At 71.0% G+C, this 22891-nt stretch carries 25 protein-coding genes; 10 read left to right on the top strand and 15 right to left on the bottom strand.

The window, feature by feature from the left end:
• The first annotated feature begins 138 nt into the window (after positions 1–138).
• The gene (locus AC0666_RS14910; protein WP_478707706.1) at positions 139–693 is read left to right on the top strand and encodes a GNAT family N-acetyltransferase; all 555 of its coding nucleotides are present in this window, start codon (positions 139–141) and stop codon (positions 691–693) included.
• Between the two features lie 26 nt (positions 694–719).
• Here AC0666_RS14910 and AC0666_RS14915 read toward each other — a convergent pair whose 3' ends face one another.
• From AC0666_RS14915 to AC0666_RS14940, 6 genes are all read right to left on the bottom strand, one after another.
• Positions 720–2396, bottom strand: a complete 1677-nt coding sequence (locus AC0666_RS14915) for a type VI secretion protein (RefSeq protein WP_478707819.1) — start codon at positions 2394–2396, stop codon at positions 720–722.
• On the bottom strand, positions 2393–3811 hold the full coding sequence (locus AC0666_RS14920; protein WP_478707707.1) for an ATP-binding protein: 1419 nt from the start codon (positions 3809–3811) through the stop codon (positions 2393–2395). The genes AC0666_RS14915 and AC0666_RS14920 overlap by 4 nt, the downstream gene beginning before the upstream one ends.
• A 19-nt stretch (positions 3812–3830) precedes the next feature.
• The gene (locus tag AC0666_RS14925; protein ID WP_361725111.1) at positions 3831–5393 is read right to left on the bottom strand and encodes an SCO6880 family protein; all 1563 of its coding nucleotides are present in this window, start codon (positions 5391–5393) and stop codon (positions 3831–3833) included.
• Positions 5390–6745 (bottom strand): hypothetical protein, encoded by a 1356-nt coding sequence (locus AC0666_RS14930; RefSeq protein ID WP_468970471.1) that lies wholly within the window; start codon positions 6743–6745, stop codon positions 5390–5392. Before AC0666_RS14930 ends, AC0666_RS14925 begins: the two co-directional genes overlap by 4 nt.
• Positions 6735–7565 carry a DUF8175 domain-containg protein gene (locus AC0666_RS14935; protein WP_468970468.1) on the bottom strand — a complete coding sequence of 277 codons (831 nt, stop codon included), beginning with the start codon at positions 7563–7565 and terminating at the stop codon, positions 6735–6737. The genes AC0666_RS14930 and AC0666_RS14935 overlap by 11 nt, the downstream gene beginning before the upstream one ends.
• A gap of 133 nt (positions 7566–7698) precedes the next feature.
• Entirely contained in the window at positions 7699–8007 is a 309-nt protein-coding gene (locus tag AC0666_RS14940) for a hypothetical protein (protein WP_008742356.1), read from the bottom strand.
• Positions 8008–8429: 422 nt separating this feature from the next.
• Here AC0666_RS14940 and AC0666_RS14945 point away from each other — a divergent pair, with 422 nt between their 5' ends.
• Positions 8430–8915 (top strand): YunG family protein, encoded by a 486-nt coding sequence (locus tag AC0666_RS14945; RefSeq protein ID WP_478707708.1) that lies wholly within the window; start codon positions 8430–8432, stop codon positions 8913–8915.
• A gap of 91 nt (positions 8916–9006) precedes the next feature.
• On the opposite strand, the gene AC0666_RS14950 is transcribed toward AC0666_RS14945, so the two are convergent.
• Both AC0666_RS14950 and AC0666_RS14955 read right to left on the bottom strand, forming a co-directional pair.
• Positions 9007–9828, bottom strand: a complete 822-nt coding sequence (locus AC0666_RS14950; protein WP_468970463.1) for a pentapeptide repeat-containing protein — start codon at positions 9826–9828, stop codon at positions 9007–9009.
• A 10-nt stretch (positions 9829–9838) separates the two neighbouring features.
• The gene (locus AC0666_RS14955) at positions 9839–10327 is read right to left on the bottom strand and encodes a GNAT family N-acetyltransferase (RefSeq protein ID WP_478707709.1); all 489 of its coding nucleotides are present in this window, start codon (positions 10325–10327) and stop codon (positions 9839–9841) included.
• An 82-nt stretch (positions 10328–10409) separates the two neighbouring features.
• Here AC0666_RS14955 and AC0666_RS14960 point away from each other — a divergent pair, with 82 nt between their 5' ends.
• The 4 genes from AC0666_RS14960 to AC0666_RS14975 all read left to right on the top strand — a co-directional run bounded on the left by AC0666_RS14960 (position 10410) and on the right by AC0666_RS14975 (position 14016).
• Positions 10410–11018 carry a LysE family translocator gene (locus AC0666_RS14960; protein ID WP_478707710.1) on the top strand — a complete coding sequence of 203 codons (609 nt, stop codon included), beginning with the start codon at positions 10410–10412 and terminating at the stop codon, positions 11016–11018.
• 97 nt (positions 11019–11115) lie between these two features.
• On the top strand, positions 11116–11898 hold the full coding sequence (locus AC0666_RS14965) for a thioesterase family protein (RefSeq protein ID WP_468581589.1): 783 nt from the start codon (positions 11116–11118) through the stop codon (positions 11896–11898).
• Between the two features lie 195 nt (positions 11899–12093).
• A complete protein-coding gene (locus tag AC0666_RS14970; RefSeq protein WP_468970550.1) occupies positions 12094–13110 on the top strand; it encodes a C40 family peptidase in 1017 nt (338 codons plus the stop codon).
• 189 nt (positions 13111–13299) lie between these two features.
• Positions 13300–14016 carry a phosphatase PAP2 family protein gene (locus AC0666_RS14975; RefSeq protein WP_468970457.1) on the top strand — a complete coding sequence of 239 codons (717 nt, stop codon included), beginning with the start codon at positions 13300–13302 and terminating at the stop codon, positions 14014–14016.
• 123 nt (positions 14017–14139) lie between these two features.
• On the opposite strand, the gene AC0666_RS14980 is transcribed toward AC0666_RS14975, so the two are convergent.
• Both AC0666_RS14980 and AC0666_RS14985 read right to left on the bottom strand, forming a co-directional pair.
• Positions 14140–14370, bottom strand: coding sequence for a hypothetical protein (locus AC0666_RS14980; RefSeq protein WP_468970456.1), 231 nt, complete (start codon positions 14368–14370; stop codon positions 14140–14142).
• Positions 14371–14436: 66 nt separating this feature from the next.
• The gene (locus AC0666_RS14985) at positions 14437–14604 is read right to left on the bottom strand and encodes a hypothetical protein (RefSeq protein ID WP_468970455.1); all 168 of its coding nucleotides are present in this window, start codon (positions 14602–14604) and stop codon (positions 14437–14439) included.
• Positions 14605–14779: 175 nt separating this feature from the next.
• Between AC0666_RS14985 and AC0666_RS14990 the strand changes: the two genes are divergently transcribed.
• Together AC0666_RS14990 and AC0666_RS14995 are read left to right on the top strand one after the other, a co-directional pair.
• Positions 14780–15613: an SCO4651 family lipoprotein gene (locus AC0666_RS14990; protein WP_468970453.1), complete on the top strand. Its 834-nt coding sequence runs from the start codon at positions 14780–14782 to the stop codon at positions 15611–15613.
• A gap of 162 nt (positions 15614–15775) precedes the next feature.
• The gene (locus AC0666_RS14995; RefSeq protein ID WP_361725149.1) at positions 15776–15928 is read left to right on the top strand and encodes a hypothetical protein; all 153 of its coding nucleotides are present in this window, start codon (positions 15776–15778) and stop codon (positions 15926–15928) included.
• A gap of 72 nt (positions 15929–16000) precedes the next feature.
• Here the strand turns inward: AC0666_RS14995 and AC0666_RS15000 are convergent, their stop codons facing one another.
• Positions 16001–16363: a metal-sensitive transcriptional regulator gene (locus AC0666_RS15000; RefSeq protein ID WP_468582038.1), complete on the bottom strand. Its 363-nt coding sequence runs from the start codon at positions 16361–16363 to the stop codon at positions 16001–16003.
• Positions 16364–16567: 204 nt separating this feature from the next.
• Between AC0666_RS15000 and AC0666_RS15005 the strand changes: the two genes are divergently transcribed.
• Both AC0666_RS15005 and AC0666_RS15010 read left to right on the top strand, forming a co-directional pair.
• Positions 16568–17188, top strand: a complete 621-nt coding sequence (locus AC0666_RS15005; protein ID WP_468581594.1) for a DUF47 domain-containing protein — start codon at positions 16568–16570, stop codon at positions 17186–17188.
• 5 nt (positions 17189–17193) lie between these two features.
• Positions 17194–18192 carry an inorganic phosphate transporter gene (locus AC0666_RS15010; protein ID WP_468970451.1) on the top strand — a complete coding sequence of 333 codons (999 nt, stop codon included), beginning with the start codon at positions 17194–17196 and terminating at the stop codon, positions 18190–18192.
• 226 nt (positions 18193–18418) lie between these two features.
• Here the strand turns inward: AC0666_RS15010 and pstB are convergent, their stop codons facing one another.
• From pstB to pstS, 4 genes are all read right to left on the bottom strand, one after another.
• On the bottom strand, positions 18419–19195 hold the full coding sequence (gene pstB / locus AC0666_RS15015; RefSeq protein ID WP_478707711.1) for a phosphate ABC transporter ATP-binding protein PstB: 777 nt from the start codon (positions 19193–19195) through the stop codon (positions 18419–18421).
• Between the two features lie 28 nt (positions 19196–19223).
• Positions 19224–20306 (bottom strand): phosphate ABC transporter permease PstA, encoded by a 1083-nt coding sequence (pstA, locus tag AC0666_RS15020; protein ID WP_468970448.1) that lies wholly within the window; start codon positions 20304–20306, stop codon positions 19224–19226.
• A complete protein-coding gene (gene pstC / locus AC0666_RS15025; protein WP_468581598.1) occupies positions 20306–21295 on the bottom strand; it encodes a phosphate ABC transporter permease subunit PstC in 990 nt (329 codons plus the stop codon). The genes pstA and pstC overlap by 1 nt, the downstream gene beginning before the upstream one ends.
• Before the next feature lie 128 nt (positions 21296–21423).
• Positions 21424–22560: a phosphate ABC transporter substrate-binding protein PstS gene (gene pstS, locus AC0666_RS15030; RefSeq protein WP_468970443.1), complete on the bottom strand. Its 1137-nt coding sequence runs from the start codon at positions 22558–22560 to the stop codon at positions 21424–21426.
• Positions 22561–22891: the final 331 nt, after the last annotated feature.

The raw sequence follows: 22891 nt of genomic DNA on the forward strand, positions 1-22891 counted from the left end.
CCTGTGGGAGAGTAGGACGCCGCCGAACAATCATTGCGGGAAGCCCCGCACCAGCCCTTCCGGGCTCGGTGCGGGGCTTTTCTGCGTTCACGGCCTGTTTCGGTGCAGGGAGGCGTGACCCGTGATTGGATTTCGATCATGAGTAAGCATGTGATACGGCCGGTGCTTCCCGATGAGTGGGAGCGGGTCAAGGAGCTGCGGCTCGCCGCCTTGAGCGATCCGGCGGCGCCGGTCGCCTTCCTGGAGACCGTGCAGGAGGCCGCGGGGCGCTCCGACGAGTACTGGCAGGAGCGGGCCGCGCGGGCCGCCGAGGGCAGATCCGCCCGACAGTTCATCGCAGAGGCCCCCGACGGGCAGTGGGACGGGTCGGTGACCGCCCTGGTGGAGGAAGGCGGGACGGACGACTTCTTCGGGATTCCCGTCGCCGAGACCCAGGTGCATCTGGTGGGGGTGTTCGTGCGGGCCGAGCAGCGTGGGACCGGGCTGACCGAGGCTCTATTCCGGGCCGCGGTGGACTGGGCCTGGTCGTTGGAGGAGCCGACGCCGGTGCGCGTACGGCTGTTCGTGCACGAGGAGAACGCACGGGCCGCGGCCTTCTACCGGCGGTTCGGGTTCGTGCCGAGCGGACACGTCGTGCCGGTGCCGGGGGATCCGGACGCGCGGGAGTGGGAGTACGTACTGCCGCGGTCGTGAGGCCCTGACGCCGGCCGGCCCTTCGCTTAGGGCAGCGCGGCCTCCGGCCAGCGGGTGCGGGCCTGCTCTCGGCTGCGGCACAGGGCCAGCAGGGGCAGCGTGTCGTCGAGGAGGAGCTCCGGCAACTGGGGGATCGGGGCGACGGCCGCGATGTCGTCCAGGACCAGCGTGAGTGGTGGGTCGAGCCGGCCGTGGGATGACCGTTCGGCCATGCGGCGGCCGTGCTCGACCACGCTGGAGACGAGTGCGGTCAGCAGGGGCATCGCACCCGGGTGGATGCGGGGGTCTTCCAAGGGCTCACCCACCACGTACAGGGTGCCCCCTTCGGCGACGAACGATGCCAGCGTCAGCGCGTCTGTTCGGTTCGGATTGCAAGCCTCACGGATGTGGATGGACGTGAGACAGGAGAGGGCTCTCGCCGTCAGCTGCTGGGCCTGTTCGCGGCGCTCGGGATGGGCGGTGAGGGCGCTTTCCAGTTCTCCGGCGGCGCCGGGCGCGGCCCGGGGGTGGGTGCGGAGGATGCGTACGGGGTCCTGGACCCCCGTGCCCTGGGCCCAGCGGTGCAGCTGCTTGAACGGGCGGTCCTCCAGGGCGGCGGCCTGCAGCCAGCTCCGCAGGAGCGTTTCCGCCGTGTCGGCGACACCGGCGTCCATCCGTGCCTGGGGCCGGACAGGGGCCAGCAGGGCCGCGGCGCGGGCTGCGGCGGTGTCCCGGTCGGTGCAGGCGTGGGCGGGGTTCCAGTGCATGCGGGCCGGGGTGTCGCACAGGTGCGAGGGGTCGTAGAGGAGGGTCGGGCCGAGTTTGGCGCGCGCGTCCTTCGTCTGCTCCCAGAGGGCGGGGGACGACGTGACGACGAGGGCTGCGGCGGGCGCGTCCGCGAGCAGGCGGGCTGCGGCGCGGTGGCGGTCGGCGGGGGCCGCGTACACCATGCGGTGGTGGTGGCGACCGGGCGAGGCCGGGTACGCCGTTGCCGCCGGAGCGGGGCCGAGGCCGTGGCGGTGGGCCTCGCCCGTGGGAGGCTGCGGCGCCGGGACGGTGGTGGCGGCCGGGGGGTGCATCGGCGGGGCGCTCTGCGGGGGGTGGGTTTCGTACGCCGGCTGGGTCTCCGATGCGGGCCGGCGCTCGTACGCCGGCTGGTCCCCGGGTACCCGCTGGATCTCGTGCGCCGGCTGGTCCCCGGGTACCCGCTGGATCTCGTGCGCCGGCTGGTCTTCGTGGACTCGTTGTTCCCCGGGCACCCGCTGGGCCTCGTACGCCCGCCCGGCCCCCGGTGCCCGCCGGCTCTCGTACGGAGGCCGGGGCCCGTGCGGTGGTTCGTGCGTCGGCTGCTTCGGGAGCGGGGGCGGGTTCTGGCTGCGGGCCTTCGTGCGGGCGATGACGCCCAAGGTGAAGATCACCAGGACCAGCAGGATCAGCAGCTGGCCGATGAACAGGCCCCAGAACAGGCCCCAGCCCGAAAGCGCGGTCGGCGGGGTGTCCGGCCAGGCACCCGGGATGTCGTGCGGTTGCGCTATCAGGGCGCGGATCGCGCCCGGGGTGCGGGTGAACGTGACCGTGGCCGGCCAGCCGCCCCGGGAGAAGAGCGCGGCGAGGCCCGTCGACGTCCAGACCAGCGCGGCCAGGCCGAGCAGGAAGGCCAGGAGGCCGACCAGGAGGCCGTCCGGGATGCCGCCCGCGCGGCGTTCCTCGTGCACGGGACTCAGGCCACCGTGGTCGCGGAGCCCGGGCCACCGCCCTGGTGGCGTTCGCTGAGCAGGGCGCGCTGTTCCGCCTCCAGTTCGGCGGCGAGGAGGTCGTCGGGGAGCTGGTGGGCGGCGGAGGATTCGGTCATGGCGCGGTCCGTGTAGACGAGGGGACGCTCGGCTTCGGTGATCAGGTGTTTGACCACCTGGACGTTGCCGTTGACGTCCCAGACGGCGATGCCGGGGGTCAGGGTCGGGATGATTTCCACGGCCCAGCGGGGCAGGCCGAGGACACGGCCCGTGGCCCGTGCCTCGTCGGCTTTCTGGGCGTAGATCGTACGGGTGGAGGCCATCTTCAGGATGGCCGCGGCCTCGCGGGCGGCCGCTCCGTCGACGACGTCCGAGAGGTGGTGGACGACGGCGACGAAGGACAGGCCGAGGCGTCGGCCGAACTTCAGCAGGCGCTGGAACAGCTGGGCGACGAAGGGGCTGTTGATGATGTGCCAGGCCTCTTCGACGAGGAAGATGCGCTTCTTGCGGTCGGGGCGGATCCAGGTGTGTTCCAGCCACACGCCGACGATCGCCATCAGGATCGGCATGGCGATCGAGTTGCGGTCGATGTGGGAGAGGTCGAACACGATCAGCGGGGCGTCGAGGTCGATGCCGACGGTGGTGGGGCCGTCGAACATGCCGCGCAGGTCGCCGTCGACGAGCCGGTCGAGGACGAGCGCGACGTCGAGGCCCCAGGCCCGGACGTCGTCTATGGCCACGTTCATGGCTTCGGCGGATTCCGCCTTGGGGTAGCGCAGTTGTTCGACGATGTCGGTGAGGACGGGCTGGCGGTCGCGGATCGTGGCGACGACGTACGCGTGGGCCACCTTGAGGGCGAAGCCGGAGCGCTCGTCGAGGCCGTGGCCCATGGCGACTTCGATGATGGTCCGGAGCAGCGCGAGCTGGCCGGTCGTGGTGATCGCCGGGTCGAGGGGGTTGAGGCGGATCCCGTCGTCGTTGGCGGCGATCGGGTCCAGGCGGATGGGGGTTATCCCCAGCTGCTGGGCGATGAGGTTCCACTCGCCGACGCCGTCCTCGCCCTGGGCGTCGAGGACGACGACCTGCCGGTCGCGGAAGCGGAGCTGGCGCAGGACGTAGGTCTTCTCCAGGGCGGACTTTCCGTTGCCGGATTCGCCGAGGACGAGCCAGTGGGGGGCTGGGAGCTGCTGTCCGTAGAGCTGGAAGGGGTCGTAGATGTAGCCCTTCCCGCTGTAGACCTCGCGGCCGATGATCACACCGGAGTCGCCGAGTCCGGGGGCGGCGGTGGGCAGGTAGACGGCCTGCGCCTGCCCGGTGGAGGTGCGGACGGGCAGGCGCGTGGTCTCGACCTTGCCGAAGAGGAAGCTGGTGAAGGCGTCCGTCAGCGCGGACAGCGGATCTCGCATGAGCGGCACTTCCCTCCAGCTAGCGTCGGATGCCGGTGGCGAACGGCAAGGTGTTGACGAAGGCGCGGTGGTGCTCGCGGTCGCACCATTCCAGCTTCAGGTAGGACTTGCCGGCCGAGGCGCGGATGGTCCGCTTGTCGCGGGCGAGGGCTTCCGGCGAACGCGAGGACACGGTGATGTACCCGACGAGGTTCACTCCTGCCGCACCGCTGGCGAGATCTTCACCTCTTTGGTCGAGCCGGCCGTGGGCGGCGATGTCGCGGGGGTCGACGGTGCGGTTCATCTTGGCGGCCCGGCTGGCGTCCGCCTCGTCGTTGGTCTTCTCCGTGAGCATGCGCTCGATGGCCACTTCGGTGGGCTCCAGATCCATGGTGACGGCGACCGTCCGGATCACGTCCGGGGTGTGGACGAGCAGCGGGGCGAGGAAGTTGACGCCGACGGGCGTCATCGGCCACTCCTTCACCCAGGCGGTGGCGTGGCACCAGGGGGCGCGGGTGGAGGACTCGCGGGTCTTGGCCTGCAGGTAGGTGGGTTCGACGGCGTCGAGCTCGGCCGGCCAGGCGTTGCGCTTGGTCATGGCCTGGATGTGGTCGATGGGGTGGTCCGGGTCGTACATGGAGTGCACGAGGGAGGAGAGGCGGCCCTGGCCGAGGGGCTGGCGGACGCGGATGTCGGCCTCGGCGAGGCGGGCGCAGATGTCGGTGAGTTCACGGGCCATGACGATGGCGAGGCCGGCGTCGCGGTCGATCCTGCGGCCCTTGTGGGGGGTGACGGCGCGGGCGATGGTGTGGGCTTCGGCAGCGAGTTCGCGCGTGTAGTGCATGCAGGCGACGAGGTACGCGCGGTGCTGCTCGGAGGAGGTGGACACCATCGACTGGAGCTGGTCGTACGAGTCGCGCAGCCAGACGGGGGCGCCCGGGTCGCCGCGCTGGGCGACGTCCTTGGCGTGGGCGTCGGGGTCGGCGGGGAGCGTACGGGCGAGCATCTGGAGGCGGGTGACGAAGCCGTCGCCGTTGGCCACGTGCTTGAGGAGGGTGCCGAAGCGGTCGACGAGGGCCTCCTGGTCCTCGCTGTCACGCAGGCCGACGCCGGGGCCCTCGATCTCGATGGCGGCGGTGACGGTGCGGCGGTCGGCGTGGAGGAGGACGGCGATCTCGTCGGGGCCGAAGGGGGCGGCGAGCCAGCTGATGCGGCCGATGCCGGGGGGCGGGCCGACCTCGACCTCGCGGCCGTCGGCGGCGCGGACGCCGGCTTCCATGGCGCCGGAGCGGTAGGTGGTGCCGCGGCGCAGGGTGCGCTTGTAGCTGCGGTTGATCTCGAACCACTTGTAGAAGGTGCGGCCCTTGTACGGGACGTACACGGCGGCGAGTGCGAGCACGGGGAAGCCGGCGAGGCTGACGATGCGCAGGGTGAGGTCGGGGACGAGCAGTCCGCTCATCATGCCGAAGAACGCGCCGACGATGATCAGGGCGATCTCGCCGCTTTCGCGGTTCTTGCCGACGATCGCGTTCGGCCGGGCCCGGCCGATGAGATACGTACGGCGGGGCGCGACCGGGTGGAGCTGGTGGGACTGGGTCGTCAACGCCCGTCACCTCCTGTGTTCCTCGTGCTCGAACTGCTGCGGGGCGGGGGTGCGGCGGAGGGGACAGATCCGCCGCCGGCCCCGCCGGAGGGGCGGCTGCTGTGCGCGGCCATGCCTCCGGAGAGGGGGTTGGCGGGGCGGGGGGCGCTGGAGCCGCCGCCGTCACCGCCTCCGCGGTGGGCGCCGCGGGAGCTGTGGGTCTTGATGCCCTGGGAGACGAGGGAGGCCGGGGAGCTGATGACGGCGGCGGCCTGGGCGCCGTCGGTGGCCTTGGTGCGGCCGGCGCGGGCGGTGGCGATCTCGTCGCCGAAGCCGGGGACGAAGCGGTAGATCATCGCGGAGGCGAAGATCGCCAGGAGGATGATGGCGAGGCCGGAGACGACGGCGGAGAAGGCGTTCGGGCCCTTTTCGCCGGCCAGGGCTCCGGCGAGGCCGAGGACGATCACGATGACCGGCTTGACGAGAATGACGGCGATCATGATGCCGGCCCAGCGGCGGACGTGGCCCCAGAGGTTGCGGTCGACGAGTCCGGCGTAGACGACGACGCCGAGGAGGGCGCCGACGTAGAGCAGGGCGGCCCGGATGAAGAGTTCCAGGAAGAGGATGCCTGCGGCGAGGACGGTGACGAGGGAGACGACGATCAGCATGATCGGTCCCCCGCCGATGCTGTCGCCCTTCTTGAGGGCTTCGGTGAAGGAGCCGAAGAAGACGTCGGTCTGGCCGCCTGCGCTGGAGGCGATGACCTCGGTGACCCCGTCGGTGGCCGAGACGACGGTGTAGAGGATCAGCGGCGTGAAGGCGGAGGCGAGGACGGTCAGCCACAGGAAGCCGACGGCCTCGGAGAGGGCGGTGGTGAGGGGGACGCCGCGGATGGCGCGCTTGGCGACGGCGAGCAGCCACAGCACGAGGGTGAGGATGGTGGAGGCGGCGAAGACGACGGCGTACTGCTTGAGGAAGGCGCCGTTGGTGAAGTCGACGTTGGCCGTGCCGTTGACGGCCTTGCTGAGTTCGCCGACGATCCAGGCGGCGGCGTCGGCGCAGCCCCTGGCCAGGGAGGCGAGGGGGTTGAGGGCGTCGGTGGGGTCGCTGGGGGCGAGGCCGGTCTTCGGCGGGTTGTTGGGGGCGGCGCCGGCGCCGCGTTCGCAGTACTCGCGGGCCGGGCCGGTGATCAGCGCGCAGGGGTTGCTGCCGGCGCTGGGGGACGGCGAGGGTGAGGGCGAGGTGGCGGGCGGGGTCGGGGCGGCCGCGGCGCGGGTGGCGAGGAGGACGACGGCGGTCTGGACGGCCGCCGCGGTGGCGCCGATACGGCGCAGGGCGCGGGCGTGGAAGGCGGGGGTGCGGCTACCGGGCATAGGTGAAGCCTCCGAATTCCGTGGCGGCGCGGCCGATCTCGTCGGAGGTGGACACCGGGTTGTCGCCGGTGACGGGGGTCGGGCCCTGCGTTTGGGCGGTCTCGACGACCTTCCAGTCGGATCCGTTCCACTTGAGGGTCACGGTGAGGGTGAACCAGCTGTTGGTCACCGGGCGGGTGGACTTCTCGCCGGTGAGGCCGAACAGGCCGATGCACCACACGTCGACGGTGGCGGTGTCGGCGGAGAAGTTCTTGACCTTGGCGCCTGCCGGGACGGTCCGGTTGACGAAGGTGGAGCCCTGGGGGGCGAGCCCGTCCTTGGTCAGGCCGATCTGCGTGAGCAGGGCGGCCGAGTAGTCGGCGTCGAAGCCGGCCTGGAGCTTGGTACGGGTGCTCTCGTCGGCGACGGCGTCCACGAGGGCGTGTCTGCGGGCGGGGTTGAACATGCCGTCGGAGCCGAGGGCGACGGCGTAGTTCGACGCGGCGGACTGGGCGCCCTGTTCGTCGTGGGCGAAGCCCTGGGGGACGCCGCCGTTCTTGGCGTCGACGGGGCGGGTGCCCGTCGGGGCCGTGGAGGTGGCCGCCGGGGGGTGGTCCGCGGAGGGGGTGGCGGGCGGGCTGTCCTGGCCCTGGTTCGCGAACGCGATCGCTGCGACCAGCAGGACCACCACGCCGACCACCGTGACGAGGCCGCGCGAGGCGCGGGGGGTGCGGCGGGGGGTGCCGTAGGGGTCGGTGGGGGCGTCGGGGAGGCGGGTGCGGGTCTGGCCCGTGCCGCCGATGTCCCCGTAGCCGCCGCCGTACTGGTCGTCGTTGCTCATTCCTGGTCCGCCCCCTCCGCGTCGTACGACGGTAGCGCTGGTTCCGCGTGGATGCGGTGTGGTGAGTCCTCGTCAGGTCCGCAAGCCGGGGGGTTCCTCCTTGCGCCGGGGGGCGCAGGGGGTGGTGTCCCGGCTAGACGGCCATGCCGTAGACGATGGTGAAGAGGGTGCCGAGGGAGCCGATGATGAAGACGCCCGTGAGGCCGGCCACGATCAGGCCCTTGCCCTGTTCCGCGCTGAACGTGTCGCGCAGGGCGGTCGCGCCGATGCGCTGCTTGGCGGCGCCCCAGATGGCGATGCCGAGGCAAAGGAGGATCGCCACGGCCATGACCACCTCGATCATGACCTTCGCTTCGTTGCCGAGACTGCCGAACGGGCCCCAGTTCGGGGCGATTCCGCCGATGATGGTGGTGATGTCGCCTTTTTCGGCTGCCAGGATCATGTAACTCACCGCCCCTGTATGGGTAGTTCCGGTAGCCCGTGCCCGACGGCAGGGGTCACGCTCTATCTTCGCTGATGAAACCGCCGCCGTATGTCGACTTGGCGGCTCTCTTTGCCCGATTTCCCGGGCTGTTGCCCGCTCGTGTGCTCTGACCTGGGCGTGGGCGGGCGGGTGTGCGAAAGAACGTACGGTCACTCTGTGTATCACGAGGGGTGACGCCGGGCAATGATTGTCGTCCCGGCGTGCTGGGGTCGTTCGAGAGGCTGACCCGGGAGCGGCCGTTCGGCACAACGGGCAGGCGTGTCGGTGGACCGATCCGCCGACATATGTCCGACTTTCCGTCAATCACTCGAACAGCGGGGTGGGTTGTGTGCGTGCGGGCGGCGGCCTCGATGTCGGTGGCGGGGTGTCAGGGTGGTGGTATGACGCCCATGCCTCCGTCCACGTCCACGTCTACTTCGTCTACTTCCCCGTTCACGTCTGGGCCCACGGCTGCGTCTGCGCCTGCACCGACGACTCTGACGGACATCGCCGCGGCCATCCGGGCCGGCTGGTCGGCGGACACCTGCTCGCCCGACGACGTCGAGCGGGAGCCCTGGAGCGCCGACAACCCGGCCTGGGGGCACTGCGACGTCACCGCACTGGTGGTGCAGGACCTGATGGGCGGTGAGCTGATGGTCGGGGAGGTATGGCTCGACGGGGAGCAGCACGGCTTCCACACCTGGAACGTGCTGCCCGGCGGGATGCAGCTCGACCTGACGCGGGAGCAGTTCCGCCGGGGTCAGCGGATAACCGGCGCGCGGCTGGTGGGGCCGAGGCCCGAGGGGCGGCTGCCGAGGCGGTGGGAGGAGTACCGGCTGCTGCGGGAGCGGGTGCTCGCGCGGCTGGGGCCGGTGGCCGGTGGCTGATCCTCCCCTGCCCCTGCCCCTGCCCTGTCCCGTCCTGTCCTGCCCTCTGCACCTGCCCCTGCTCTGGTTTCCCCGGTTACCCGTTCCCCGGCTACGACGACCAGTGGGCGGGACGGGTCAGGGAGGCGGGGATGCGGGTGGCGGCGTCGCCCTGGGCGGCGTTCAGCTGGGCCTGGGTGAGGAAGAGGGCGTCGCGCAGGTCCGCGCCGCGCAGGTTGGTGTCGCGGAAGTCCGCGCCGATGAGGTCCGCCTGGCGCAGGTCGGCGCCGCCGAGGTCCGCGGCGATCAGGTAGGCGCCGCGGAAATTGGCTCCGCGCAGGTCCGAGCCCGCGAGGCGGGCGCCCATCAGGTCGGCGCCGCGGTGGTTCTTCTTGCGGGCGGGGGCCTTGGCTCGGACCAGTTCGCTGGTGCGCAGCAGGAGCGTGTTGATGCGGCCGCGCAGGGCGCCGACGTCCAGGGTGGTGAGGGCCTGCGCGTCCGCCGCGGTCCACTCCGTGGTCTCCGCGAGGGCGCGGCGCAGCTCGGGGTGGACCGGGCGGGCCGCCGGGAGGGAGAGGGCCTCGGTGACGTAGAAGAGCAGCTCGTGCAGCTGCCGCATCACGGGGAAGACCTCGTACATCGGGCCGGCCGTGCCGGGGTGGCCGCGCCAGTCCCGGCCGCCGAAGGTGACCTGGGAGACCTGCTGGCCCGCGCCGAAGCAGTCGAAGACCGTGCAGCCCTGGAAGCCCTGGTCGCGTAGCTGTGTGTGGATGCCGCAGCGGAAGTCCTGCCGGAGGTTCTTGCAGGGGGTGCCGGCGGCTTTGTTCAGGGCGAAGTCGCTCGACTTGGCGAAGGGCAGGGCGACGCAGCAGAGCGCGAAGCAGTTCGCGCAGTCGGCGTGCAGGTCGGGCGTGGCGGGCGGAGTCGTGGACACTCGTCCATTGTCAACGCCGGGGACGGGGCAGCCGCATCCGGAGGGCGGACCAGCGGACGCCGTCGACCTCCTCCACGTCCGGCAGTACCCGCTCGGAGCGGAAGCCGAGCTTCTCGTAGAGCCGTACGGCCCGGGTGTTGCGGGTGTAGACGCCGAGGTCGAGCTCCGGCAGGTCCAGTTCGCCGAAGGCGCGGTCGATCGCGAGTGTGAGCAGTGTCTCTCCCAGCCCCCGGCCGCGAACCCCGGGGGCGATGAGGACGCGGCCCAGGCGGGTGCCGCGCACGGAGACGTGCCCGAGGGCCTGGCTGTTGCCGACGGGGTGGGCGGTCCAGATGTGCCGGTCGGGTTCGGCGGCGTACGCGCTGAGCTGGGCGTCGTCCAGCGGCCAGGTGAAGGCGGGGCCGGCCCAGGTGAGGAGCTCGGCCCGGGTCGCGATCCAGCTGCGCAGGAGCGGGCTGTCGGCAGGTGCGTCGAACGGCCGCAGGGAAAGGGCTTCCATGCCCCGAGTATCCGTGGTCGGCCACCGAGGATCCTGGTCGGCGGGGCTTGATCGCCGGCGTGGGGGAGGTGAGCATCCGTACATGACAGAAGTGATCGCAGTCGCAGTCATCACCCTCCTCGCCGTGATCAGTCCGGGCGCCGATTTCGCGATGGTCGTCCGCAACAGCTATCTGTACGGGCGGCCCACGGGGCTGCTGGCCGCCGCGGGCGTCGCGGCGGGTGTCCTGGTGCACGTCTCGTACACGATGTTGGGGGTCGGGTTGCTGATCGCCTCCTCCACCGCGCTGTTCACGGTGATCAAGCTGGCGGGCGCCGCGTACCTGGTGTGGATCGGGATACGGACGTTCCGGGCGCGGGCCGAGGTCACCGTGGACCTGGACTCCCGGCCGCAGCTGACACCGTTCGGCGCGCTGCGGACCGGGTTCCTGACCAATGTGCTCAATCCGAAGACCACGCTGTTCGTCGTCTCGACCTTCACGCAGGTGGTGGGCCCGGACACGGCGATGTGGCAGCAGGCCGGGTACGGGCTGTTCATGTCCGCGGCGCACCTCGGCTGGTTCGGGGCGGTGGCGCTGTTCTTCTCGAACGAGCGGCTGCGGGAGCGGATGCTCAGGGCGCAGAAGGCGCTGAACCGGGCGATCGGGTCGGTGCTGGTGGGGCTGGGGGTGGGGCTGGGCTTCGCCCGCTGAGGCGTGCCGCCGGGCCTGGGTGGCGCCCGGGCCTCGCCGCGGCGGCCCGTCGGGAAGCCCTGGCGGAGCGCGGTTACCTGTGGGTAACGTGCCCAGTATGGCGTTCTTCGAGCGGGTCGATGCCGGGCGGTTCCAGGCCACCGAGTACACGCGTGGGCCGTGGGATCCGGGTGCGCAGCACGCCGGGCCGCCGGCCGCGCTGCTCGGGCGGGCGATCGAGGAGCGGCCCGGCGCCCGCGCCGACATGCGGATCGCGAGGATCACGTACGAGATCCTGCGCCCGGTGCCGATCGGCCCGGTGGAGGTCACCACCTCGGTGCTCCGGGCCGGCCGCAGCACCGAGGTGGTCGAGGCCGCTCTCGCCCCGGCGGGGGCCGCGCCGGTGATGCTCGCGCGGGCGCTGCGGATCCGGGTGGCCGGGGAGGCGGTGCCGGGGGTGGCCCCGGGGCCGCAGCTGCCGCCGCCGGGGGAGGTGGAGGTCACGCCGTTCTTCCCGGTGCCGTGGGAGACGGGCTACCACTCGGCCATGGAGACCCGGTTCACCGAGGGCGCCTTCGTGGAGCTGGGGCCGGGCACCTGCTGGATGCGGATGAAGGTGCCGCTGATCGCCGGGGAGGAGACCCGGCCGCTGGACCGGGTGCTGGTCGCGGCGGACTCGGGCAACGGCATCAGCTCGGTGCTGGACTTCGCCCGGTACGTCTTCGTCAACAGCGACCTGACCGTCCATCTGCACCGGCACCCGGTGGGCGAGTGGGCGTGCGTGCAGGCCCGTACGAGCGTGGACGCGGCCGGCATCGGCCTCGCGGACGCCCGCCTGCACGACGAGAAGGGCCCGATCGGCCGCAGCGCCCAGAGCCTCTTCGTGGCGCCTCGCGGTTAGGGCCCGCGCGTGCCCGGCCCGTGGGGCTGGGGGCTTCGTTGCCAACGGCCCGCATCTGTACGAGGGTGACAGGGCGGAGGGGACGTGCGCCACCTCGGAGCATGGGGTCACAAATGGGGTGATTCCGACACGTGGCGATGAATACCTGTGAAAGTCCGCTCGGTGGGGGAGGGTTGGCGGGTGCGCAGATTCTGGGTGATCAGCGGGATCGGCTTCGGGGCATGTCTGTGCTTCGTCGCCCTGCTCGTGGTCGGCACGTACTCCGCCGCGGCGGGCATTGCGAACGGCGGGGGCCGCAATGTAGGCCTCGCCAAGGGGGCCGTGCCCGCGAAGTACATGAACCTGGTGCAGAAGTGGGGCATGCTCTGCCCGACCCTCTCCCCGGCCGTGCTGGCCGCGCAGCTGTACTCGGAGAGCGGCTGGAACCCGAACATCGTGAGCCCCGCGGACGCCCGCGGCATCGCCCAGTTCATCCCCGGCACCTGGTCCGTCCACGGGATCGACGGCGACGGGGACGGCGACCGCGACATCTGGGACCCGAACGACGCCATCCCGTCGGCGGCTTCGTACGACTGCGAGCTCGCCGGGTCGGTGCGCAACGTACCCGGGGACGCCGTCTCCAACATGCTCGCCGCCTACAACGCCGGGCCCGGGGCGGTGATCAAGTACCAGGGCGTGCCGCCGTACCGCGAGACACAGGGGTACGTGAAGGCCATCACCACCCTCTCCAAGAGCTTCGAGCGCCCCGTCGGGCGGGTCGCGCCCTCACAGCAGGCCGCCGGGGCCATCCACTTCGCGCAGAAGCAGCTCGGGACGCCGTACCTGTGGGGCGGCAACGGGACGCCGGACCAGGAGGGGCGGTTCGACTGCTCGGGGCTGACCAAGGCCGCGTACGAGAGCGTGGGGATCGAGCTGCCGCGGGTGGCCAACGACCAGTACAACGCGGGCTCGCATCCCTCGCGCGGTGAACTGCTCCCCGGGGACCTCGTGTTCTTCTCCGATGATCTGACGAACTCTCGGGAGATCCGGCACGTCGGCCTCTACGTGGGCGGCGGGTACATGATCAACGCCCCGTACACCGGCGCGGTGATCCGGTTCGACAAGATCGACACCCCGGACTACTTCGGTGCGACCCGTGTGACGAAGGACGGTGCGGAGGCCCTTCCGGACCGGGCCGCCGATGCCAAGTCGGGTGCGGCCACGCAGCGTTAACCCCAGGCCCTGAGCTGCGACGATGAGTCACTCTTGGATAACGTTGACGTGATCATTCGGTGGAGAGTGGAACCAGGCCTTCAGAACGGGCGTTCCATGGACACCGGGGAGTGATCAACGGGGGGTTCGGAGGGCGCACACCGTCGTGCGCCCGCAGGAGAACCACGCAAGGCAAGGGGCCGCATCACCATGGCTGGACTCACAACGGGTGGGCCGAACCTGGATGTAAGCCTGCTGTACGACATCAACGGACTGGCCCGGCACGCCCCCGCCGGAGCCGACCGGGCCGTGGACCTCCTCGGTTCGACCGGCATCCCGCTCGCCCTGGTCCTGCTGGTCCTCTGGTGCTGGCGCGGCGCCCGCCGACAGGACGAGGCCGCGGCCGTCGAGTCGTTCGCCGCGCTGGTGTGGGCCCCGCTCGCCGCCGCGCTGGCCCTGCTCGTGAACGTCCCGCTGCGCGCGTTCGTCGGGCGGCCCCGGCCGTTCCTCGCGCACAGCGGCCTGGAGGTGCTCGAACCGGGCCACGGGCAGAACGACTTCTCCTTCGTCAGCGGCCACACCACCGTGGCGATGGCCCTGGGGGTGGGCCTGTTCCTCGCCCACCGCAGGCTCGGGCTCGTCGGGATCGGCCTGGCCGTCGCCGAGGGCGTCTGCCGCGTCTACCCGGGCGTGCACTACCCGACCGACGTGATCGGCGGCTTCGCGCTCGGCACGGCCGTCGTGCTGGTGCTCGCCCCGCTCGCCATGGCCCTGTTGACCCCGGTGGTCCGGGCGGTGGCCCGCTCCCCGCGGGTGGGCAGGCTCGTGCGCGCCGGGGGCCGTACGCTGCCGCGCCCGGTCGACCTTCCGCAGGCGCAGACGCCGCCGCCCGGCTGCCTGACGGAGGACAAGGACCTCGCGGCCTGAGCGGGGCACGGCTTCACGTGTGACCGTGGGCGCCCCATACGGCCATCAGGACGGCCGCCAGCAGGCACAGCGCCGCCACCGCGAAGCACAGCCGTACCGCCGCGGGGGGACGCGGCCGCGGGGTCACTGGTCCCTGCTCTCGGAGCGGCGGGCGCGGGGGGCGTCCCGGCGGTAGCGCGAGCGCAGCCACAGGCCCGTGACCACGGCCGCGACGATCGTCACCCCGACGGCCAGGGCCGCGTCGGCCGGGCCGTCCACCGAGCCGGTGGGCCGGGCCCAGGCCGCGGCGGCCGGGCTGAACGCGATCAGCAGGGCCCAGAGGAGGGCCGCGACGCGGGGTGCGGTTCCTGGCATGCCTCCAGGGCATCCGCTCCCGGACACCGCGGCCAGCCGGGTCGTCCGAACGGGTGAGAGGGCGGCTCAGCCCGAGGCGTGCCCGGTGGCGTCCTTGCGGGCCAGGTCGCGGGAGCGGCGGGCCGGCCCGGTCCAGCCGCAGGTGCAGACCGCCAGGCAGAAGGAGCCGCGTTCGGTGGTGCTGGTGGTGTGTCCGGTGGGCGAGGGGCGCTCCGCCGGACGGGGGAGCGGCACGGATTCAAGCGGAAGGACGGGCGACGCCTTGGAGTGCGGTTCCACGCCACCACGGTACCGGGCCCGGCGCGGCTCGTGGAGGCCGAGGCCCGTGACGGGAAACCGCGGACCTCGTTAACCGGAGCGGGTGGGGGCCTCGGGCAAACAGCGGTCATGCGTTGGGGGTTGGCAGGCGATGGTGGTGCACCAGCACAGGCGGCGGCGCGGGCGTCCGGGTGAGGCGGTGCTCGCCTTCGGCGTGGCCGCGGTCGTTGCCGTGATGAGCGGCTGCGGCGGGGCCGCGTCCGGCGACGACCGGCCGCCCGCCGACCCGGCCGAGACGGTCCGCGCGGCCGCCGACCTGCTGACGAAGACCGGCAGCGCCCAGGCCCGTACGGCCATGGAGATGGCCTCCGGGGGCACCAGGGTCACCATCCGCGGCGAGGGCGGGGTCGACTTCAAGAACCGGATGGGCCAGCTCCTGGTGATGCTGCCGGCCGACGCCGCGGGCAAGGACGAGCACCGCCCGATCACCGAACTGCTCGTCCCCGGCGCCCTCTACATGAAGAACCGGGGTGCGGGCGTACCCGACGACAAGTGGGTACGGGTCGACACGACCACCCTCGCCGACGGGAACCTCGTCACGGGCGGGGCCACCGACCCGGTGGCGGCGGCCGAGCTGCTGCGCGGCGCGCAGGAGGTGACGTACGTCGGCGAGACCGAAGTGGGGGGCGCGAAGGTGCGCCACTACCGGGGGACCACCGACATCGCACGGGCCGCGCGGAGCGCTTCGCCGCAGGTGAAGGGGGCGTTGGAGGCGGCGGCGAAAGGGTTCGGCAAGGACACCGTCCCCTTCGACGTGTACCTCGACGAGGAGGGCCGGATGCGCAAGGTCCGGCACCGTTTCACCTATGTCAACAATGGCGTGATCGATGTCTCCTCCACCACGCTGCTGTACGGCTTCGGGACCCCGGTGACCGTCGTATTGCCCGCAAGCGGGGACATTTACGCCGGGAAGATCGCCGAATAGCCGGCCGGGCCGGTGCGCGGCGGCGCGATCGGGTCATGGCCGGGTATCCGGAAATGGTCCATCCGTGTCATGCGCACAGCACCGCGCCCTCCCTACGCTGAAGCCGAGCGCCGACGACCGACGACCATCGACGAACGATGACGGCAGATTGGGGTGACACGCGTGACTCCCGCAGGCGGTACGACGGTGCAGGACCACGTGGCGCTCGCCGAGATCGAGCTGTGCGGCGAGCTGATCATCGCGGCATCGGCGGCGGACGAGGACCGGCTCAGCCAGGACCGCATCGACGAGGTCCTGATGGGCCTGGCCCGCTGAGTGCAGGGCCCCTGGGTGCCTGCCACCAGCCGTCTGCCCGGGCCGTCTGCCCGGGCCGTCCGACCCCGCCGCTCAGGTGCGCAGCAGCCGGGCGATCGCCTTCGTCGCCTCCTCCACCTTGGCGTCGATCTCGGCGCCCCCCTTGACGGCCGCGTCGGCGACGCAGTGCCGCAGGTGCTCCTCAAGCAGCTGGAGGGCGAAGGACTGGAGCGCCTTCGTGCTCGCCGAGACCTGGGTGAGTATGTCGATGCAGTACACGTCCTCGTCGACCAGTCGCTGCAGGCCGCGGATCTGGCCCTCGATCCGGCGCAGCCGCTTGAGGTGCTCGTCCTTCTGGTGGTGGTATCCGTGCACCGGGACCGTTCCCGTGCCGGTTTCGGCTCCGGAGCCTCCCCCGGCTACCGCGGGTGCTCCCCCCGCCTCGATGGCCGTCATGAGTCCTCCCGTGGTCCGGAACGAGGGGCGCATACCCCGCATGGGTATAAGATACCGGGCCGTGCCCGGGTGGGCAGGGGCCCCTGTGCCTCACTCTGCCTGATGGAGGACACTGGGGAACCGCCCGGAACCGCCGGTTAGCCGTGGCCGGGGGATGCGCCTAGCATCAGCCTGACCGAATCCAATGCACCCCGAGGACCTCACGTGCGATTTCGTCTGACCCCCAGGGAGACGAGCTTCTACGACATGTTCGCCGCATCCGCGGACAACATCGTCACGGGCTCGAAGCTCCTGATGGAACTGCTCGGAGCGGAATCCTCCGCCCGGGCCGAGATCGCGGAGCGGATGCGGGCAGCGGAGCACGCGGGGGACGACGCCACCCATGCGATCTTCCACCAGCTGAACTCCTCCTTCATCACGCCGTTCGACCGCGAGGACATCTACAACCTGGCCTCGTCGCTCGACGACATCATGGACTTCATGGAGGAGGCCGTCGACCTGGTGGTCCTCTACCAGGTGGAGGAGCTCCCCAAGGGCGTCGAGCAGCAGATCGAGGTGCTGGCGCGGGCGGCCGAGCTGACCGCCGAGGCCATGCCCCACCTGCGCACGATGGACAACCTGACCGAGTACTGGATCGAGGTCAACCGCCTCGAAAACCAGGCCGACCAGATCCACCGCAAGCTCCTCGCGCAGCTCTTCAACGGCAAGTACGACGCCATTGAGGTGCTCAAGCTCAAGCAGATCGTCGACGTGCTCGAAGAGGCGGCCGACGCGTTCGAGCACGTCGCGAACACGGTGGAGACCATCGCGGTCAAGGAGTCCTGAACCTCGTGGACACCTTCGCTCTGATCGTGACCATCGGTGTCGCGCTCGGTTTCACGTACACCAACGGTTTCCACGACTCGGCGAACGCGATCGCGACCTCGGTCTCGACCCGCGCGCTCACCCCGCGCGCCGCCCTCGCGATGGCCGCGGTGATGAACCTCGCCGGCGCCTTCCTGGGCAGCGGGGTCGCCAAGACCGTCAGCAAGGGCCTGATCGAGACGCCGCACGGCGACCGGGGGATGTGGATCCTCTTCGCCGCGCTGGTCGGTGCGATCGTCTGGAACCTGATCACCTGGTACTTCGGCCTGCCGTCCTCCTCCTCGCACGCCCTCTTCGGCGGCATGGTGGGTGCGGCGCTCGCGGGCGGGATCGGCGTCATCTGGCACGGGGTGCTGGAGAAGGTCGTCATCCCGATGTTCCTGTCGCCCCTGGTCGGCCTGGTCGTGGGCTACCTGGTGATGGTCGCGATCATGTGGATCTTCCGCAGGTCGAACCCGCACAAGGCCAAGCGCGGCTTCCGTATCGCCCAGACCGTCTCGGCGGCCGGCATGGCCCTCGGCCACGGTCTGCAGGACGCGCAGAAGACGATGGGCATCGTGGTGATGGCCCTGGTCATCGCCGATGTCGAGAAGGCCGGCGACCCGATCCCGGTGTGGGTCAAGATCGCCTGCGCCGTGATGCTGTCGCTGGGCACGTACGCGGGCGGATGGCGCATCATGCGCACCCTCGGCCGCAAGATCATCGAGCTGGACCCGCCGCAGGGCTTCGCCGCCGAGACGACCGGCGCGTCGATCATGTACACCGCGTCCTACCTGTACCAGGCGCCGATCTCCACCACCCACGTGATCACCTCGGCGATCATGGGTGTGGGCGCGACCAAGCGGGTCAACGCGGTCCGCTGGGGCGTGGCGAAGAACATCATCCTCGGCTGGTTCATCACCATGCCGGCCGCCGCCCTGGTCGCCGCGGTGAGCTTCTGGCTCGTGGACCTGGCCGTCGGCTAGCCGGCTCCCTGCTGGGGGTCCGGGGGTCATCCCCCGGGGGATGGAGTATCACCATGCCGGCCGCCGCCGTGGTCGCCGCGGTGAGCTTCTGGCTCGTCGACCTGGCCGTCGGCTAGCCGTACGCAGACGGAAGCGGGCCGGCTCCCCCCACCCAGGGGGAGCCGGCCCTTTCGCCTTGCGGTGGCACCGCCATGCAGCACCGCAGGACGCTCAGGACATCCCGGGCTCAGCCGAAGCGGCCCGAGATGTAGTCCTCGGTCGCCTGGACGGACGGGTTGGAGAAGATCCGGTCCGTGTCGTCGATCTCGACGAGCTTGCCGGGCCGGCCCACCGCCGCGAGGTTGAAGAAGGCGGTGCGGTCCGAGACGCGGGCCGCCTGCTGCATGTTGTGCGTCACGATGACGATCGTGAAGCGTTCCTTCAGCTCGCCGATCAGGTCCTCGATGGCGAGGGTGGAGATCGGGTCCAGCGCCGAGCAGGGCTCGTCCATCAGCAGGACCTGCGGCTCGACCGCGATGGCTCGGGCGATGCACAGGCGCTGCTGCTGGCCGCCGGAGAGGCCGGAGCCGGGCTTGTTCAGGCGGTCCTTGACCTCGTTCCAGAGGTTGGCGCCCTGCAGGGACCGCTCCACGGTGTCCGTGAGCTCGGACTTCTTGAAGCTGCCGTTCAGCCGCAGGCCCGCCGCCACGTTGTCGAAGATCGACATGGTGGGAAAGGGGTTCGGGCGCTGGAAGACCATGCCGACCGTCCGGCGGACCGCGACCGGGTCGACGCCGGGGCCGTACAGGTTCTCGTCGTCCAGGAGCACCTTGCCCTCGACGCGGCCGCCGGGGGTGACCTCGTGCATGCGGTTCAGGGTCCGCAGGAAGGTGGACTTGCCGCAGCCGGACGGACCGATGAAGGCGGTCACCGAGCGGGGCTCCACGGTCATCGAGATGTCGTCGATGGCCTTGTGGCTGCCGTAGAAGGCGGACAGACCGCTGACGTCGATTCGCTTGGCCATGAGGGTCACTTCGCTTTCATTGGTCGCGTCAGCGACCGGTCTTCGGGGCCTTCCAGCGGGCGATTCCGCGGGCCACCAGATTGAGGATCATGACGAAGGCGATCAGGACGAGCGCTGCTGCCCAGGCCCGGTCGTAGGAGGCGTCACTGCCGACCTTGTACTGCTCCCAGATGTACAGCGGGAGCGAGGACTGGGCACCTTCGAAGGGGTTGCCGTTGATCAGCTGCGTACCGAAGACGAGCAGCATGATCGGCGCGGTCTCACCGGCGATACGGGCGACGGCCAGCGTCACACCGGTGGCGATGCCGCCGATGGCGGTGGGGAGCACGACCTTGAGGATCACGCGCCACTTCGGCACGCCGAGGGCCAGGGCGGCCTCGCGCAGCTCGTTCGGGACGAGCTTGAGCATCTCCTCGGTGGAGCGGACCACGACGGGCATCATCAGGATCGACAGGGCCATCGAGCCGGCGAAGCCGGAGGGGCCGAAGCCGAGCATCAGGTTCCAGGTCGTCAGGACGAACAGGCCCGCGACGATGGAGGGGATGCCGGTCATGACGTCGACGAAGAAGGTCACGGCCTTGGCGAGGCCGCCCCGGCCGTACTCGACCAGGTAGACGGCGGTCAGCAGGCCGATGGGCGCGGCGATCGCGGTGGCCAGGGCGACCTGCTCGATGGTGCCGAGCAGCGCGTGGTAGACGCCCCCGCCCTCCTCGAAGCTGGTGATGCCGTTCATCGAGTGGCTGAGGAAGTCCCCGTCGAGGGCCTTCAGGCCGCGCCCGACGGTGGTCCAGATCAGCGAGAGCAGCGGGATGACCGCGAGGAGGAAGCAGACCCAGACGACGGAGGTCGCGACCCGGTCCTTGGCCTGGCGGCGGTTCTCGACGACCGCGCTGGCGGTGTACGTGATGCCGACGAAGAGCAGGGCGGCGATCAGGCCCCACTGGATCCGGCTGTGGAGGTCGAAGACGGTGCCGATGCCGCAGCCGAGGGCGATCGAGAGGGCCCCGATCCCGGCGGGTGCCCAGCGGGGGAGGCCGCCTCGGGTCAGGCCGGCCGGAGCGGCGGACTTGCCGGCCCGGACGGGCCGCTGGTCCTGAAGTGCGTGGCTCATCAGGCGTTCGCCCCCGAGTACTCCTTGCGGCGCGCGATGATCACGCGAGCGGCGCCGTTGACCAGCAGGGTGAGGAGGAAGAGGACGAGACCGGAGGCGATCAGCGCGTCCCGGCCGAATTCGTTGGCCTCGTCGAACTTCGCGGCGATGTTCTGCGCGAACGTCCCGCCGCCCGGGTTCAGGATGTGGCCGGAGATCAGGAAGCTCGGGGAGAGGACGGTGGCGACGGCCATGGTCTCGCCGAGCGCGCGGCCGAGGCCGAGCATGGAGGCGGAGATGACGCCGGAGCGGCCGAAGGGCAGCACCGACATGCGGATGACCTCCCAGCGGGTCGCGCCGAGGGCCAGGGCGGCCTCCTCGTTCATGCGCGGGACCTGGAGGAAGACCTCGCGGCTGACGCTGGTCACGATCGGCAGGATCATGATCGCCAGCAGGATGCCGACGGTGAAGAGCGAGCGGGCGACGCCGACCTGGGTCTTGTCGAAGACGTAGGTCCAGCCCAGGTACTCGTCGAGCCAGAGGTTGAGGCCGCCGAGGTACGGGACGAGGAAGAGGGCGCCCCAGATGCCGTAGATGATCGACGGGACGGCGGCCAGCAGGTCGACCACGTACGCGAGGGGGGTGGCCAGCCTGCGCGGCGCGTAGTGCGAGATGAAGAGGGCGATGCCGACGGCGACCGGAACCGCGATGGCCATCGCGATGATCGAGCTGACGACGGTCCCGAAGAGCAGGACGGCTATGCCGAAGACGGGGGGGTTGGCCGACGCGTTCCAGTCGAAGGTGGTGAGGAAGTTGCCCTCGTTCTTCGACAGTGCGATCGAGGCGCGGTAGCTGAGGAAGACGGCGATCGACGCCATGATCACCAGGAGCAGGATGCCGGAGCCCTTGGAGAGCCCCGCGAAGATCTTGTCACCGGCGCGGCCGGTGGACCCTGCGCTCGTGGAGACCGGCGGAGCCGTGTCTGTCGGGGTGGGTGTGGTGGAAGCCATGGTCTTTCCGGTCTGGACGGGGGCAGGGCCCCCTGGCGGCGGTGCACCGGATCGCCCCCCGGGTGGGGGGAGGGGCCTCGGGGGCCGGCCGGCCGCGGGAGTCGGCCGGCTCCGCAAGGCTCAGTGGGTCAGGACAGCGACGCGATGACTTCGCGGACCTTGGTGTTGATCTCGGCCGGGATCGGCGCGTAGCCGTTCTCGGAGAGGACCTTCTGGCCCGCGTCCGAGGCGGTGTAGTTCAGGAAGGACTTCACGGTCGGCAGGGTCTCCGCCTTGTTGCCCTTGTCACAGACGACCTCGTACGTGACCAGGACGATCGGGTACGCGCCCTCGGCCTTGGTCGTGTAATCGAGCTTAAGCGCGAGGTCCGAGCCGGTCCCGGCGATCTTGGCCGCGGCGATGGCCTTGGAGGCGCTGTCGGCGGAGGCCTTGACGGGGGCGGCGGCACCGGTGTTGATGTCGACCGTCTTGATGCTCTGCGAGGCGGCGTAGGAGAGCTCGAAGTAGCCGATCGCCCCGTCCACGGCCTTGACCTGGGAGGCGACGCCGGCGGAGCCGGAGGCGGCCTGGCCGCCGGGGGCCGGCCACTTCTTCGCGGCGTCGTAGGTCCAGGCGTCGGGGGCGGCGGCCTTGAGGTACTTGCCGAGGTTCTCGGTGGTGCCGGAGTCCTCGGAGCGGTGGAAGGCCTGGATGGCGGTGGAGGGAAGGGTGACGCCCGGGTTCAGCTTCTTGATCGCCTCGTCGTCCCACTTCTTGATCTTGTCGTTGAAGATCGCGGCGAGGGTCGGGGCGTCCAGCGTCAGCTTGTCCACGCCGGAGACGTTGAAGCCGATGGCGATCGGGCCGCCGACCATGGGCAGGTTGATGCCCTGGCCACCGGTGCAGACCTTCTTCGACTCCTCGACCTGCTCGGGCTTCAGCGCGGAGTCCGAGCCGGCGAAGCCGACGGTGCCCTGGTTGAAGGCGACGATGCCCTCACCGGAGGAGGAGGACTTGTAGTTCACCTCGACGCCGGAGCAGGCGGCCATGTAGGCCTTGACCCACAGGTCGACCGCGTTCTTCTGGGCGGAGGAACCGGAGGCCAGCAGCTTGCCCTTGGCGTCGGCGCACTTGATGTCGCCCGCGGCGGCGGCCGGCTTGCCGCTGGCGGAGCCGTTGTCCTTGGTGTTGTCGTCCGAGCCGCACGCCGTGAGGACCAGGGCGCCGGACACGACGAGCGCCCCGAGGGCGGAGGCACGAAGCATGTTCTTGCGCTGAAGCTTCACTTTCGGGTGTTCCTTCCAGAAGCCGCCGGCCGCTTTCTGTATCGGGGCGGCGTGCGAAGAGGACTACGTCGGGTGGAGTGGGAAGCCGGCCGTCTGCCGGCCGACTCGCACCGTGCACTGCCGAAATTAGGCAGACCAGGTGAAGCGGTCGACCGTGGTTGGTGAACGGGCGGTGAACCGTGGCGGACGGCCTGGTGCGGGGTCGTTATCCGGCTGTTACGCGGTGGGCTGCCGCCCAGCTCGGAGGGGGTGCGGGCCCGGGAAACCGCGCCGCTGCCCGGGCCCGCGCCCCGGCAGCGGCGTCGTCCGCCCCCGGCGCCGGGGGCGGATT

This window comes from Streptomyces sp. NPDC043680, from assembly GCF_056436685.1.